General features: G+C 65.5%; 12 protein-coding genes and 1 pseudogene. 10 read left to right on the top strand and 3 right to left on the bottom strand.

Going from position 1 to position 15,053, the window contains the following annotated elements; genetic code table 11:
* The first annotated feature begins 24 nt into the window (after window positions 1–24).
* A complete protein-coding gene (locus AB4Z32_RS07595) occupies window positions 25–417 on the top strand; it encodes a rhodanese-like domain-containing protein (RefSeq protein ID WP_442121226.1) in 393 nt (130 codons plus the stop codon).
* A gap of 92 nt (window positions 418–509) precedes the next feature.
* Here AB4Z32_RS07595 and uvrA read toward each other — a convergent pair whose 3' ends face one another.
* The gene (uvrA, locus tag AB4Z32_RS07600; RefSeq protein ID WP_442121227.1) at window positions 510–3,359 is read right to left on the bottom strand and encodes an excinuclease ABC subunit UvrA; all 2,850 of its coding nucleotides are present in this window, start codon (window positions 3,357–3,359) and stop codon (window positions 510–512) included.
* Window positions 3,360–3,718: 359 nt separating this feature from the next.
* Between uvrA and AB4Z32_RS07605 the strand changes: the two genes are divergently transcribed.
* The 6 genes from AB4Z32_RS07605 to AB4Z32_RS07630 all read left to right on the top strand — a co-directional run bounded on the left by AB4Z32_RS07605 (window position 3,719) and on the right by AB4Z32_RS07630 (window position 10,751).
* Window positions 3,719–5,005, top strand: a complete 1,287-nt coding sequence (locus tag AB4Z32_RS07605; RefSeq protein WP_442121228.1) for an outer membrane protein assembly factor BamB family protein — start codon at window positions 3,719–3,721, stop codon at window positions 5,003–5,005.
* 265 nt (window positions 5,006–5,270) lie between these two features.
* Window positions 5,271–5,783 carry a single-stranded DNA-binding protein gene (gene ssb, locus AB4Z32_RS07610; RefSeq protein WP_442121229.1) on the top strand — a complete coding sequence of 171 codons (513 nt, stop codon included), beginning with the start codon at window positions 5,271–5,273 and terminating at the stop codon, window positions 5,781–5,783.
* Between the two features lie 112 nt (window positions 5,784–5,895).
* Complete coding sequence (locus AB4Z32_RS07615; RefSeq protein ID WP_442121230.1) at window positions 5,896–7,344, top strand: amidohydrolase family protein; 1,449 nt, start codon at window positions 5,896–5,898, stop codon at window positions 7,342–7,344.
* Between the two features lie 149 nt (window positions 7,345–7,493).
* A complete protein-coding gene (locus AB4Z32_RS07620) occupies window positions 7,494–8,312 on the top strand; it encodes an alpha/beta fold hydrolase (RefSeq protein WP_442121231.1) in 819 nt (272 codons plus the stop codon).
* A 489-nt stretch (window positions 8,313–8,801) separates the two neighbouring features.
* Window positions 8,802–9,977 carry an MFS transporter gene (locus AB4Z32_RS07625; protein ID WP_442121232.1) on the top strand — a complete coding sequence of 392 codons (1,176 nt, stop codon included), beginning with the start codon at window positions 8,802–8,804 and terminating at the stop codon, window positions 9,975–9,977.
* A 144-nt stretch (window positions 9,978–10,121) separates the two neighbouring features.
* A complete protein-coding gene (locus tag AB4Z32_RS07630) occupies window positions 10,122–10,751 on the top strand; it encodes a DUF4254 domain-containing protein (protein ID WP_442121233.1) in 630 nt (209 codons plus the stop codon).
* Here the strand turns inward: AB4Z32_RS07630 and AB4Z32_RS07635 are convergent.
* Entirely contained in the window at window positions 10,742–11,794 is a 1,053-nt protein-coding gene (locus AB4Z32_RS07635) for a glycosyltransferase family 9 protein (RefSeq protein ID WP_442121234.1), read from the bottom strand. The genes AB4Z32_RS07630 and AB4Z32_RS07635 overlap by 10 nt on opposite strands.
* 160 nt (window positions 11,795–11,954) lie before the next feature.
* Between AB4Z32_RS07635 and nudC the strand changes: the two genes are divergently transcribed.
* Complete coding sequence (gene nudC, locus AB4Z32_RS07640; RefSeq protein WP_442121235.1) at window positions 11,955–12,788, top strand: NAD(+) diphosphatase; 834 nt, start codon at window positions 11,955–11,957, stop codon at window positions 12,786–12,788.
* 6 nt (window positions 12,789–12,794) lie between these two features.
* On the opposite strand, the gene AB4Z32_RS07645 is transcribed toward nudC, so the two are convergent.
* Window positions 12,795–13,673 carry a hypothetical protein gene (locus AB4Z32_RS07645; protein ID WP_442121236.1) on the bottom strand — a complete coding sequence of 293 codons (879 nt, stop codon included), beginning with the start codon at window positions 13,671–13,673 and terminating at the stop codon, window positions 12,795–12,797.
* 150 nt (window positions 13,674–13,823) lie between these two features.
* On the opposite strand from AB4Z32_RS07645, the gene folE reads away from it, so the two are divergent.
* Window positions 13,824–14,390: a GTP cyclohydrolase I FolE gene (folE, locus tag AB4Z32_RS07650; protein WP_442121237.1), complete on the top strand. Its 567-nt coding sequence runs from the start codon at window positions 13,824–13,826 to the stop codon at window positions 14,388–14,390.
* A gap of 242 nt (window positions 14,391–14,632) precedes the next feature.
* Window positions 14,633–14,908, top strand: a pseudogene (locus AB4Z32_RS07655) (transposase); the annotation flags it as partial.
* Window positions 14,909–15,053: the final 145 nt, after the last annotated feature.

Raw genomic sequence — 15,053 nt, forward strand, 5'->3', positions numbered from 1 at the left:
TCTCATTTTGCAAAGGAGATCGAGATGGCTTCAGCAGTTTCAAGCATACCCGCTGCGCCCGGCGAACAGGCGGCCCGGCATTTCGGCACGGCCTTCGAATACGAGACCGATTGCGCCGACGTGCACGAGGCGATGAGCGGCGGCCTGCAGGACTTCGTGCTGCTGGATGTGCGCGGACCCGCGCTGTACGGGCAGGGCCACGTGCCGGGCGCGCTCAATCTGCCGCATGGGAAGATCGTCGAGGCGAAGCTGAAGGAATACCCGACGGAGACCCTGTTCGTGGTGTACTGCGCCGGGCCGCACTGCAATGGCGCCCACCGCGGGGCGCTGCGCCTGGCCAGGCTGGGACGGCCCGTGAAACTGATGATCGGCGGGATCACCGGCTGGCTGGACGAGGGGTACCAGTTAGCGAGATAAGAAGCCTCGTCATTCCCGCGCAGGCGGGAATCCAAGCTTCGGGTGCCTCATAACTTGGGTCCCCGCCTGCGCGGGGACGACGTCCTCTTGGCTTACTGCTTCAGCAGCGGCTTCAGGTACTTGCCGGTCACGCTGGCCTTGTTCTTGGCCACGTCCTCCGGCGTGCCGGTGGCGACGATGGTGCCGCCGCCCGCGCCGCCTTCGGGACCGAGGTCGACGATCCAGTCCGCGGTCTTGACCACGTCCAGGTTGTGCTCGATGATCACGAGCGTGTTGCCCTGGTCGCGCAGGCGGTGGATCACCTTCAGCAGCAGGTCGATGTCGGCGAAGTGCAGGCCGGTGGTCGGTTCATCCAGGATGTACAGCGTGCGGCCGGTGTCGCGCTTGGACAGTTCCAGCGACAGCTTTACGCGCTGCGCCTCGCCGCCCGACAGCGTGGTCGCGCTCTGGCCCAGCTTGATGTAGCCGAGGCCCACGTCCAGCAGCGTGTGCAGCTTGCGGGCGATGACCGGCACCGGCTTGAAGAACTCATGCGCGTCCTCGACCGTCATCTCCAGCACTTCGGTGATGTTCTTGCCCTTGTACTGGACTTCCAGCGTCTCGCGGTTGTAGCGCTTGCCGTGGCAGACGTCGCAAGGCACGTAGACGTCCGGCAGGAAGTGCATCTCGACCTTGATCACGCCGTCGCCCTGGCAGGCTTCGCAGCGGCCGCCCTTCACGTTGAACGAGAAGCGGCCGGCCGAGTAGCCGCGTTCCTTCGCGGTCGGCACCGTCGCGAACAGGTCGCGGATCGGGGTGAACACGCCGGTATAGGTGGCGGGGTTCGAACGCGGGGTGCGGCCGATCGGCGCCTGGTCGACCGAGATCACCTTGTCGAAGTGTTCCAGGCCGTGGATCGTCGCGTGCGGCGCCGGCTCGGTCTGCGAGCCGTACAGGTGGCGCGACAGGGCAGGATACAGCGTGTCGTTGACCAGGGTCGACTTGCCCGAGCCGGACACGCCGGTCACGCAGGTCATCAGGCCCACCGGCAGTTCCAGGGTGACGTTCTTCAGGTTGTTGCCGGTCGCGCCGCTAATGTGCAGCATGCGCTCCGGGTCGGCCTCGGTACGCTTCTTCGGCACCTCGATCTTCTTCCGGCCGCTCAGGTAGGCCGCGGTCAGGGACTCCTTGTTCTTCATGATGTCCTTGATCGTTCCCTCGGCGATCACGGCGCCGCCATGCACGCCGGCGCCCGGACCCATGTCGACGATGTAGTCGGCGGTACGGATCGCATCCTCGTCGTGCTCGACCACCAGCACGCTGTTGCCGATGTCGCGCAGGTGCTTGAGGGTCGCGATCAGGCGGTCGTTGTCGCGCTGGTGCAGGCCGATCGAGGGCTCGTCCAGCACGTACATCACGCCGGTCAGGCCGGAGCCGATCTGCGAGGCCAGGCGGATACGCTGGGCTTCGCCGCCCGACAGGGTATCGGCGCTGCGGTCCAGCGACAGGTAGTCGAGGCCGACGTCGTTCAGGAATTTCAGGCGTGCGATGATCTCCTTGATCACGCGCTCGGCGATGTCCTTCTTGGCGCCCGTCAGCTGCAGGCTGTCGAAGTAGGCCAGGCAGTCGCGCAGCGGGGTCCTGGCGACCTCGTAGATGGCGCGTTCCTGCTCGCCGTGGCCGATGCGGACATAGCGCGCTTCGGTGCGCAGGCGCGCGCCGCCGCAGGTCGGGCATTCCTTCTCGTTGATGAACTTGGCCAGCTCCTCCTTCACCGCCATCGAATCGGTCTCGCGGTAGCGGCGCTGCAGGTTGTTGACCACGCCCTCGAAGGTGTGTTCGCGGATCACGGTGCGGCCACGCTCGTTCACATAGGCGAAGGGCACGGTGTTCTTGCCGGAGCCGAACAGGACCGCGTCCTGGGCCGTCTTCGGCAACTGCTCGAAGGGTTTGTCGAGGTCGAAGCCGTAGTGCTGCGCCAGGCTGCTCAGCATCTGGAAGTAGAACTGGTTGCGGCGGTCCCAGCCCTTCACGGCGCCGGAGGCCAGCGACAGGTTGGGGAAGGCGACGATGCGCTTCGGATCGAAGAACTCGATGTGGCCCAGGCCATCGCATTCCTGGCAGGCGCCCATCGGGTTATTGAAGGAGAACAGGCGCGGCTCAAGCTCCTGCAGCGAATAGCCGCAGACATTGCAGGCGAACTTGTTCGAGAAGATGTGTTCCTTGGCGGTGTCCATCTCGTAGGCCACGGCGCGGCCGTCGGCCAGGCGCAGCGCGGTTTCGAAACTTTCGGCCAGGCGCTGCTTGATCTCGGCGTTGACCTTCACGCGGTCGATCACGACGTCGATGGTGTGCTTCTCGGTCTTCTTCAGCTTCGGCAGGTCGTCGACGTCATGGATCCTGGCGTCGCCGGTGCCGCTCTGCACGCGGAAGCGCACGAAGCCCTGGGCCTGCATCGAGGCGAACAGGTCGCTGTGCTCGCCCTTGCGGTTGGCGACCACCGGAGCCAGGATCATCAGCTTGGTCTCTTCCGGCATGGCGAGCACGGCGTCGACCATCTGCGAGACGGTCTGCGCGGTCAGCGGCTCGTGCGAGTGGTCCGGGCAATAGGGCGTGCCGACGCGCGCGTACAGCAGGCGCAGGTAGTCGTGGATCTCGGTGACGGTGCCGACGGTCGAACGCGGGTTGTGCGAGGTCGCTTTCTGTTCGATCGAGATCGCCGGCGACAGGCCTTCGATCAGGTCGACGTCCGGCTTTTCCATCAGCTGCAGGAACTGGCGCGCATAGGCCGACAGCGATTCGACGTAGCGGCGCTGGCCCTCGGCATACAGGGTATCGAAGGCGAGCGAGGATTTGCCGGAGCCCGACAGGCCGGTGATCACGATCAGCTTGTTGCGCGGCAGGTCGAGATTGATGTTCTTGAGGTTGTGCGTGCGGGCGCCGCGGATTCGGATTTCTTCCATCAGGTTTTTGCTGGCTTTCGAATGGTTGAGGGCCGGCGCACGAAGTTCCACGGTGAGCGGGCCAAGCGAGAAGAACTCACTAGTTTACCTGTTTTTATTCACAGTGGTATACGTGGCGTGAATTAACTGTGGCCGCGTTATCTACATGGAATCTCTGGTCTTTCGTATGTGGGCTGCTTCAGGCCCTCTTCAATGACAAAGCGATCAAAATCTCGAAATAAATTCCTGAGACAGGTGGCGTTTTATTAAAAGTATTAAGTGCATAATTACTTTTGGTTTCTATTGGAATGGAATTGAGAGGTCGGCCGGACAGTGAAATACTTTTCGGTTTTCAACGCTTGCCGTCCCCGGCTCATTTCATGAAGATCATCCTGCGCACGCTGTTCCTGGCGACGCTGGCCATCGCACAGGTAGGCTGCAACGGCAGCGGCAAGAGTGCGGTCGGCGCCGGCCCGGTTGCCGGGCCGGCGCGCGTTCCCGCCGGCGCCTTGCCGCAGGCGGCGCCGGCAAGCCACCTGACGCCCTTGTCCGCCATGCCGGGCCTGCCGGCCTGGTCGGCGACGGGCGGCAATGCCGGCCACACGAACCACGTGCCCGCCGCCTTCGACCCGGCAAGATTCACACGCCGTTTCGCCTGGTCCCTGCCTGCCGGCGCATCGGTTTCCCAGGCCCAGCTTGCGCTCGACAAGGGGCAGGCTTTCGCCGTCGTCCAGGAAGCCGCCGGGCAATGGACCCTGCGCGCCCTCGACGAAGCGACGGGCAAGGAAAGCTGGGCCGCGGCGCTCGGCAAATTCGACCTCGTCGATCCGCCGGCGGCCGATGACGGCAAGGTGGTGCTGAGCGCCCAGGCCGGCATCGATGGCGATGCCCTCCTGTTCTTCGACCAGCGCACCGGCGCGTTGCTCGACAAGCGGGTCATCCCGAGCCGGCGTGCACCCGGCCACTCGACCGCCGACATGCGCATGGCGCCCGTCATTGCCGACGGCGGCATCTACGTGAACGACCGCGCCGCCGGCAAGCTGCTGGCGAAATTCGACGCCGCGACCCATGAGCTGCTGTGGGAAAGCGAGTGGACCGGCGCGCCGAACCATGCCTTCGCGCCGGCCGTCGACCAGGGCCGGGTCTACGTGGCCTTTTCCGATGGCGGCCTGCTCGGCATGGATGCGAAGACCGGCGCCAAGGTGGTGGATCATCACCGCCAATTCACCGACAGCCCCATGGACGGAATGGTGGCGGATGGCCTGGCGTATGCGCTGTCGCCGAACGGACTCGTGGCGACCGGCATCGCCCAGGGCAGCTTCAAGTGGCAGGGGCCGGTACTGCTGGAGATGGCAGCACCGCCGGGGCCGGTGCTGTACGGCGTCACCGGCAATGCCGTGCTGGCGCTCGACCGCGCCACCGGCAAGACCTTGTGGAGCATGCCGAGACCGGGCCCGGTCTCGGTCTCGCATTCGATCCTGGCCACCAGGAACCTGCTGTTCGTCAGCGGCGAGCCGCAGGGCGGCGCCGGCACGGTTGCGATCGATATCGCGACCCGGAAGGTCGTGTGGTCCTGCCCGGAGGGAGGCCGGCTGTCGCTGTCGCCGAACGGGGTGCTGTACATCACGCCGCTCGGGGGCGAGATTACCGCGGTGAACCTCGAGTAAAAAGCGCTCGGGTAAAGCGACTTACTAGCGCATCGTTACCTCGAGAACTTTGACGGGCGTCTCTTCCAAATGGGGCACTTCGCCCCCATTTTGCCTGTCTGAGCGGATGTCGGATAAACCGGCATGCGCCTGCCTCCGCAGCGTTTAAAAAGTTGCCTGTTAAGCCTAGCAAACAGGCATAATAACGGAGGCAATACCCTTAATTTCCCTGGCACTTAGTCAACACGCAGAGCCAGGGCTCACATCATTCTGAAGGAGTTTCACCATGGCATCAGTCAACAAGGTCATCATCGTCGGCAACCTCGGCCGCGATCCGGAAATCCGCTACATGCCGAGCGGTGACGCCATCGCCAACATCGCTGTGGCCACTTCGTACAAATCCAAGGACCGCAACACCGGCGAACAGAAAGAGCTGACCGAGTGGCACCGCATCTCCTTCTTCGGCCGCCTCGCTGAAATCGTCGGCCAGTACCTGAAGAAAGGTTCCTCGGTCTACGTCGAAGGCCGCCTGCAGACCCGCAAGTACACCGACAAGGACGGCATCGAACGCTACGCCACCGACATCATCGCTGAAAACATGCAGATGCTGGGCGGCCGCCAGGGCATGGGCGGCGGCGACAGCTTCGGTGGTGGCGACAGCTACGGCGGCGGCGGCGACAGCTACGACGCACCGCCGAGCCGTCCGGCGCCGCGCCAGGCCCCGCCGGCACCGGCAGCCCGTCCGCAGCCGAAACCGGCACCGAACTTCTCGGATATGGATGACGACATCCCGTTCTAAACCAGGAAGGTCCCCAAGCGGATTCGCTGTCGAAACGGCGAGCGCCACCCGGCGCTCGCCGTTTTCTTTTGATCTTCCGCATCCCGTTCACCTTCTACTGATTCGACTTGCCATGTCCCTGTTTCGCCCCCTTGCTTTCTCGTTCGCATTCCTGCTGTCCTCCGTCCAAGCGGCCGAGCCGGCCCAGGCTGACCTGCTGATCCGCCATGCGCGCGTGGTCGACGTGGCGCAGGCGCGCGTTCTCGACGACCAGGCCGTGGCCGTGCGCGGCCAGGACATTGTCGCCAGCGGTCCCGACGCCGTCATCGCCGCCGGCTGGCGCGCCACGCGCAACAGCGATGCCGCCGGCCGTTACCTGCTGCCCGGTTTGTGGGATATGCACGTGCATTTCGGCGGTGGTCCCGAACTGATCGAAGAAAACCAGGCATTGCTGCCGCTGTATGTCGCGCATGGCATCACGACCGTGCGCGACGCCTCGGGCGACTTGCCCGAGCAAGTGCTGGCCTGGCGCGCCGATATCGCGGCAGGCCGCCTGTTCGGGCCGCAGCTGTTCACCTCGGGCGCCAAGATCGAGGGCATCAAGCCGGTCTGGAAGGGCACCCTGGAGGTGGGCAGCCGGGCCGATGCCGACGCCGCGCTGGACCGCCTGCAGCGGCGCGATAAAGTCGACTTCGTCAAGATCACCGACAGCACGCTCGATCCCCAGCTGTTCCTGTACACGCTGGCCCAGGCCAAGGCGCGCCACATGCGCACCTCGGGCCACATCCCGATGGCGCTGACGGTGCGCCAGGCCGTCGATGCCGGCATCAGTTCGATCGAACACCTCGACTACGCCTACAACGCAGGAGTGCGTGATGGCGACAGTATCGCCGCCGATTTTGCGGCTGGCCGCATCACGCGCGCCCAGGCCAGCGCCCGCCTTGCCAAAGGCTTCGACCCGCAAGGGGCGATGGCGTCGTATCGCCAGCTGGCGCAAGCCGGCGTGTTCGTGACGCCGACCCTGAACGGCAGCCGCGTCCTGGCCTTTCTCGACAGCGACGCGCATGACAAGGACGCCTACCTCGCCTATATCGGTCCGCGCCTGCGCCAGACTTACCAGTGGCGTGTCGACCGCGCGGCCAAGGCCACGCCGGCCGACGTGGCGGCGCGCCACGCCCACTATGAGCAGGTGGCGGCCGTGCTGCCCATGCTGCAACAAGCCGGGGTGACGATCATGGCGGGCACCGATGCGGGCTTCCTCAATTCGTTCAACTATCCCGGCATCGGCCTGCACGATGAGCTGGCCCTGTTCGTCAAACTCGGCCTGACGCCGCCCCAGGCGCTGGCCGCGGCCACGCGTGCGGGACCGGCCTGGTTCGGCAAACTCGATCGCTACGGCGCGGTGCAAGCCGGCAAGGCGGCCGACCTGTTGCTGGTCGAGCGCAATCCGCTGGAGGATATCGGCGCGCTGCGCGAGATCCGCGCCGTGGTGCTGCGCGGTCGATTGCAGGATCGGGCGGCGCTGGACGCCATGCTGGCGCAGACGCGTGCCAAGGTTGCGGCCTGGAACGCGGCGAAGTAAGCGAGGACAGATGATGGAACCGCTGCCGCCGGGCGGAACGACAAGCGCTCGGAGAAGCTGGAGGCAATTCAGCTTGTGGCGGCGGGCAAGCGTGCGATTCGTCGCCGGACAAAGCCTTACACTGCCGACTTCTCATGAAAGGAGTGTCCATGCCTACCATCCGCACGTCCGGCGCCAATCCGACCGAGCTGTACTACTACGAACAGGGGCAAGGAAAACCCGTCGTGCTGATCCACGGCTGGCCGCTCAGCCACCGCATGTGGGAATCGCAGATCACGGCGCTGGCCGAGGCCGGCTACCGCGCGATCGCCTACGACCGCCGCGGCTTCGGCCAGTCCGGCCGTCCGACCGCGGGCTACGACTACGACAGCTTTGCCGCCGACCTGAACGAGCTGATCACCCAGCTCGACCTGCGCGACGTGGCGCTGGCCGGCTTTTCGATGGGCGGCGGCGAGGTGGCGCGCTACATCGGCCGCTACGGCACGGAGCGCGTGTCGAAGGCCATGCTGCTGGGCGCCGTGCCGCCCTTCCTGCTGAAGACGGACGACAACCCGGAGGGCGTGGACAAATCCGTGTTCGACGGCATGCTGGAGGGCGTGAGGAAAGACCGCATCGCCTTCCTCGAAGGATTCTTCCCGAATTTCTACAACCTGCAGCCGGGGCAAGGCCAGGACTTGCTGGCCTTCAGCAAATGGCAGGCCTGGGCGGCATCGCCGCTGGCGACCGAACAATGCATCGTCGCCTTCGGCACCACGGACTTTCGCGCCGACCTGAAAAAATTCGACGTCCCGACCCTGGTCGCCCACGGCGACGCCGACCAGATCGTGCCGCTGGCAGTGTCCGGCCAGCGCTCGCACCAGATGATTCCCGGCAGCCGCCTCGAGGTGGTGAAGGGCGCGCCGCACGGCTTTGCCGCGACCCACGCCCAGCAGCTCAACGGGCTGATGCTGGATTTCCTGAAGAGCTGACCGGCGCAGGTCGGTGCAGTGTCCCGGCCGACCTGATCGACCGGGCTGCATCCGCACATTCGTAACGCCGGCAGCAGCTGCGCGTTGCATTCAGTTACAAAATCTCTCCTGCCGAAAACCTGCTCGCATGACACGCGGCGAGGTGGCTTTCACGCGTCCGGCAGCGGCGGGTTCCACGGCGATTTTTTGCTTTCCAGTCACAAATCGCGGCCATTATGAGGTTTGCACATGGCTGATATCACGCTTCTTTTTCACGTAATTCACCGCTAAATTCGACTTATTCTCTGTTTTCGAAGAAATTTTCGTTATCGCTTGCATCATTTTGTCTATATCGCGCAACGCTTCGATAAATGCTTACAAATGGAAAGAAATTTTTTTCCGCACGGCAAAGCAAAAGTCCTGTGGAGGGCGTAGAATTTCCTTCCATCAGTTTCCGATCGCCAACTACTTCTGGTTGGCGTTTTGCTTTCAGCTTCCCGAAAACGAATAATGCCGACTCCTTCCCGCACCAGCACCGCCCGAGCCATCGCCCGCACCCCGTCGATCGCGCAGGCTCAGCAATATGCATTGCCCGTCCTGTTCACCCTGTTCGGCGTGATCATGGGTTCTTGGGCCGGCCGCATCCCGGCGATGGCCGAGCGCGTGCACGTTTCGCACTCGGCGCTGTCGATGGTGCTGCTGATGGGCGGCCTGGGCGCCGTCCTGTCCTATCCGATCTCGTCGCGCATGATGGCCTCGCTCGGCGCGCGCAAGACCCTGCTGTTCTCGGGCCTGGCCCTGCTGTGCGTGCTGATCGCCATCGGCGCCGCCCCGACCGTACCGCTGCTGATGATGGCCGTGCTGAGCCTGGGCATCACCGCCAGCACCTTCGACGTCGCCATCAACTCGGCCGCCACCGCCCGTGAAAAGGCGACCGGCAAGTCGGAGCTGTCCAAGCTGCACGGCCTCGGCTGCGCCGGCGGCCTGGCGGGCGCGACCCTGGGCAGCCTGATGGCCAGCCTGCACATCATGCCGGCCACCCACTTCCTGATGCTGGCCGGTCCGCTGGCGGTCGTCCTGTACTACGCCTACACCATGCTGGATGCCGACGACAGTGCCGGCGCCACCGTCGAGAAGAAGAAGTTCACGCTGCCGCGCGGCGAACTGCTGGTGCTGGGCGCGCTGGGCTTCCTGGGTTCGATGGCCGAAGGCAGCATCGCCGACTGGAGCGGCGTGTTCCTGAAAGAGCACTTCGGCGCATCGGACGGCCTGGCGCCGCTGGCCCTGTCCTGCTTCTCGGTGATGATGCTGCTGTCGCGCCTGATCGGCGACAAGCTGAAGGCCCGCTACGGCGCCCGTCCGCTGGTGACCAGCGGTTCGATGCTGGGCGCGGCCGGCCTGTTCTTCGCCGTGCTGTCGCCGAATGCCTACTGCGCCCTGTTCGGCTTTGCCGTCGCCGGTCTCGGCATGTCGCTGGTGTTTCCGTTCGTGTTCAGCGCCGCCGGCGGCCAGGGTCCGGCAGCACTGGCCGGCGTGGCCAGCATGGCCTACAGCGGCAGCCTGATGGGTCCGCCGGTGATCGGCGCCATCGCCCAGAGCTTCGGCATGCAGATCGCCATCGCCTACGTCGGCGGCCTGGCAACGCTGATCGCCTGGGTGGCCACCCGCGCCCGCATGCTGAAGTAATCAGGGGCGGTTACCGCAAGGCGCCGCCCTTTTTTATCCTGGTCTCCACCGTTTGCGCCCCGCCAAGCATGGGGGTGGTCGCGTGAACTCCCCGTATGCCTGGGCACTCCAAACGCTGTCGCCACCGTACAGCAGGGAGTCTTCATGCACAGCACCATCGACGCGGCATCGGTCGTGGCTTTCCACGACCGGCAGTTGCGCAATCCCGACTGGCCCATCTTCGATGACGCCCAATCCGGCGCCTGGACCTGGATCGCCGCCAACCACCGCTACAACGGCCTGCTGTGGCGCGAGGAAGACCGCGCCCGCCGGCTCGACGTGCCGCCCACCGAGATCGCCGCCGGCAAGCGCCTGATCGACCGCTACAACCAGAAGCGCAACGACGCGGTCGAGGCCCTCGACGAACGCCTGCTGCGCGAGTTCGAGCGCATCAGCCGCCGTCCCGGCGCCCGCCTGTCGAGCGAAACCGCGGGGGCGATGATCGACCGCCTGTCGATCCTGGCGCTCAAGATCCACCACATGCGCGCCCAGGCCCGGCGCCACGAAGCCGGGTCAGACCACATGCACGCCTGCGCCTGCAAGCTGGAGCGCCTGGCTGCGCAGCGCGAAGACCTGATGTCCTGCCTCGACAAGCTGCTGGCCGAGGCGCGGGCGGGACAGGCCTTCTTCAAGGTCTACCGCCAGTTCAAGCTGTACGACGATCCCAGCCTGAATCCCTGGCTGTACGGGAAGACGCAGGCGGCGGACAAGGCGGCGGCGCAGCGTCACCAGTAAGGCCACATCCCCACGCTGCGCTGGCGGCTCGGCCCGGTGCCGGAAAGCAGGGCGCGCGCATGCTGCAGCACGACGGCGGCGCGCTGGGCGTCCGGGTCCCAGATGCAGCGGTGGCTGTGACGGTCGAGCGGTGCCCAGCGCGCAATGTCGGCCTTGCTGAATACCACCACGCTTTTGAGCCTGAGGCCGGCGGCAATGTGGGACACGCCGGTGTCGTTGCACAGCAGCAGCTGTGCCTTGCGCATCAGCACGGCCATGGCGCCGATCGAGATCGGGGCGGCGGCATCCAGCGGCTTGTGATGCATGTGGGATGCCACTTCGGCCGTCAGGTCGGCTTCGGCGGCCGATCCGGTCAGCACCGGCTGCAGACCGAATTCCGCTGCCAGGCGGTCGCCGACTTCGGCGAATCGCGGCGGCGGCCAGCATTTGTCGCGCTGGCGCGCGCCGGGGTGGATGCAGAAATAGGCGGCGTCCTTCAACTTCTTCGCCAGGCCGCTGGCGTCGAGTTCTTCCTCGTCCTGCTGCGACAGCGGAAACTCCAGGTGCAGCCCGGCCGCCTCGGCGCCGAGTCGCTCCATGAGGCCCAGCAGGCGCTCCGGCTCGGCCCCCGTCTCCGGATAGGGCAGCAGGACGGTGCGGCCGCGGACCACCGCCTCGCCGCGGGAATAGCCGGCCAGCGCTTTGGCGCCGAAGCCGCTGACGATGTCGTTGCTGACGTCGCCGCTGCCGTGCAGCTGGATCGCCAGCCCGAACTCGCGCGCGGACAGGCTGTTGTAGAAGCGCGCCAGGCCGTCGCGCTGCACCGGCTGTTCGGGCAGCAGCGGATGGCCGGGAAAGGGGATGAACTCGTCGACGTAGCCGGTAAAGCGGTCGGCGAACTGCTGCGCCCAGGGCAGGCCGACCAGGGCGATGTGGGCGCGCGGCACGGCCGAGCGCAGCGCCCGCAGGGCCGGCACGGCGCACAGCATGTCGCCCAGATCGAGCGCGCGGAACACGACGACGGATGGCGGGTCGAGGCGGTGCAGGAATGGACGGCGGATCATCGTTTCCTCCTTCTGCATGTGCGCCGTAACGGTCCAGCGAAGGTTTGGAGCATGATGAGCCGGGAATAGTTCTGCGCGACCAAGCGAGGGATATCAGGGCATGGTCATCGAAGCTGTGCGTGTCGCGGTATGATCGGGTATCTCGTTACCGGATACCACCATGCTCCAGACGCCCGCCTCGTTCACGCCCCTGATGGCGCCTCCGCAGGACCCGCAGCAAGCGGATGACGCGCTGTCGCTCATCTTTCATGCAGGCCGCCTGCTGGTGCGCGAAGCCGACCTGGCCCTGCCCGACCGCGCCGCCGTCGCCAGCCTGGCTCTCGACCCGCAAGCCCTGCAGCCGGTCGGCCTGCTGGACGGCCGCTATTGCCAGGCCGGCTGGGTCGAGGACGAAGCGCGCGCGCCCCAGGGCTATGGCTGGCGCGGCCTGCGTTCGCTGTTCGCGGAATTCGACGAGACCCTGCTGGGGGTGGCCGCACGGGCGGCCCAGGTAGCCGAATGGGCGCGCACCCACCGCTTCTGCGGCGCCTGCGGCAGTGCCACCTTCCGCATGGCGGGGGAACGTTGTTTCAAGTGCACGAACTGCGGCCACATGGCCTATCCGCGCATCTCGCCGGCGATGATGGTACTGATCCGCAAGGGGGATTCCTTCCTGCTGGCCCTGCACACGCAGTCGCCCTCGAAGCGCTTCGTGCCGCTCGCCGGCTTCCTGGAGGCCGGCGAATCGATCGAGGAGGCGGTGCACCGCGAAGTGTTCGAGGAAGTCGGCCTGCGCGTGCACAACCTGCGCTATTTCGGCAGCCAGTCCTGGCCCTTCCCGCATTCGCTGATGATCGCGTTTACCGCGGATTACCTGGACGGCGAGATCCGTACCGATCCCAACGAGATCATGGAGGCGCGCTGGTTCGGTCCGGACGACGAGTGGCCGGAGCGCGTGCCGCACGTGTCGGTGTCGAGCGTGCTGGTGGATGCGCACCGGCCTTCCGGGCGCTGAGTTAATTCAAGGTAGCGGTACCGGCGTCGCCGCCACTTTCCCCTCGATCCGCAGCGCCAGCGGCACCTCTTCCGGCCTGGCGCCGGTGGCGCGCATGCGCACCACCCGCTGCATCAGGTCGAACCAGAACGGCGCGCCGAACAGGGCGGTGGTGGCGGTGATCATCCAGCCCGCCGCCTGCAGCGCGAAGTCGGCGTCCAGCACCGGCGGAAATTTCGTCCAGCCGATGGGAAGGGCCATCAGGGCGTCGATCACGGCCGGGTCGAGCGCGCCGGGCACGTCCTTCAGGTGGGCGGCCAGGGCCGGCTGCTGCCACAGGGTGCGGAACAGGTGGATGCTGTCGATATTGAACAGGATCGCCAGCAGCAGCGACAGCAGCAGCGAGATCAGCAGCTGTTTGCGCTTGTAGGCGCCGGACATGCGCGCCATCGCATTGTCGAACCAGCCGGCCAGCATGTCCTGGAACTGCTGCAGGTCGCGCGCGCGGCTAACCATGCCCAGCATGGCGGCCCGCAGCTGCGGGTCGGCGATCGTGTCGATGGCGCTGCGCAGCTGGAGGAAGTCGCCCGGTACCTTCCACAGGCTGTCGACCAGGGCAATCGCAAAATGCGCGGGTTCGATGTAGGATGGTTTCGAGCGCAGCGCGCGCTCGTTCGCGGCGTTGCCGTCGGTATGCGGATTGACCAGAGGATGGGCATACACGGCGCGCGCCAGGCCGTCGAAGGCCGGGTCGTTGAGCATGCTCTTGATGCCCGCCAGCAGGGTGTTGGCGCGCAGGCGGAACAGGGAGGCCAGTGCCTCCTGCAGGGTGGTGACGATCAGGGCCACCGTGCCGTAACAGAAGGTCAGGCCGATGGCGACTTCCAGGACAGTGCTGCCGAGCATGGCTGTTCTCCTAGCAGTGAAAAGGACGTCGACCACGCTAGCGCATCGATGCCAAGGCCGCGTCCATTTCGCTCAAAGAAATAGCCCGCAGTCTGTAGATCGACTGCATTTTCTATATACTCTCGGCAGTCTTCAATTTTAGGGTTAACCATGTCTGACAAAGAAGTCTTCACCGAAAACGACTGGCGCCGCCTGCTGGCCAGCCTCGGCGAAGATCCCAATCGTCCCGGCCTGCACGAGACCCCGGCGCGCGTCGCCAAGGCCTGGAAGCACTGGACTTCCGGCTACGAGCAGGATCCGGTCGAGATCCTCAAGGCCTTCGAAGATGGCGCCGAGGAATACAACGAGCTGATCGTGGTGCGCGGCATCCCGGTCTACAGCCATTGCGAACACCACCTGGCCCCCTTCTTCGGCAAGGCCACCGTCGGCTATCTGCCGAACGGCAAGATCGTCGGCCTGTCGAAGCTGACTCGCCTGGTCGATGTGTTCGCCAAGCGCCTGCAGGTGCAGGAGCGCCTGACGGTCCAGATCGCCAATACGCTGATGGAAGTGCTGGAACCGAAGGCCGTCGGCGTGGTCATCAAGTGCCGCCACATGTGCATGGAAAGCCGCGGCATCCGCACGCCGGGCGAGGAAACCATCACCTCGGCCATGCTGGGCGAACTGCAGCCGAACCTGGGATTGCGCACCGAGTTCCTGGCGCTGGCCCGCGACTGATCTTCCCGGGCGGCCACGCGCCGCCCATTCCTTCCACCGGTCCGATGCGCCATGCCGCGCAGGGCCGCGCTCGCCGTGTATCGCTGTGTAAAAACCGCAGCAGTGTGCGGAATCCCCTGCTACACTGTATTGACAAAACCCCGCCGTTCGACCGCCTGGTCGGCATCGCGAGGCCTTCACGTGCTAGTCGGGAACCGTTCCGTATCACGCGTCTCCAATTGACTTTGTCTGAGGCGAACGACATGAACAGGCCTACATTTCCTAGCGATCTAACGCGCGAGCAGTTCGAGACCGTCCGCGACATGCTTGAGGCGGCGCGCCGCAAGACCAGGCCGCGCAAGCACGACCTGTACGATGTCTTCTGCGCCGTCCTCTACTTCCTGCATACCGGCAGCGCCTGGCGCAGCATGCCGCCCGAGTTCCCTCCCTGGCGTACCGTGCACGAATACTTTACGCAATGGACCATGCTGCGCGACGGCGACCGCACCCTGCTCGAGAGCGCTCTCGAACGCCTCGGCCGCAGCACCGAGATCGCACGCTTGCGCCATCTGACCGGACAACGCTGAAGTAAGCGTGCAAGCAGCGTAAGCGCGTCAGCGAACTTGGTTAAATTTGCGTAATAGTGTGTGAGTTCCCACTGCCGAGCTGATACAGTCGCGTTTT

Origin of the sequence: Massilia sp. 2TAF26 (genome assembly GCF_052115005.1) — a bacterium.
Classification (GTDB): domain Bacteria; phylum Pseudomonadota; class Gammaproteobacteria; order Burkholderiales; family Burkholderiaceae_D; genus Telluria.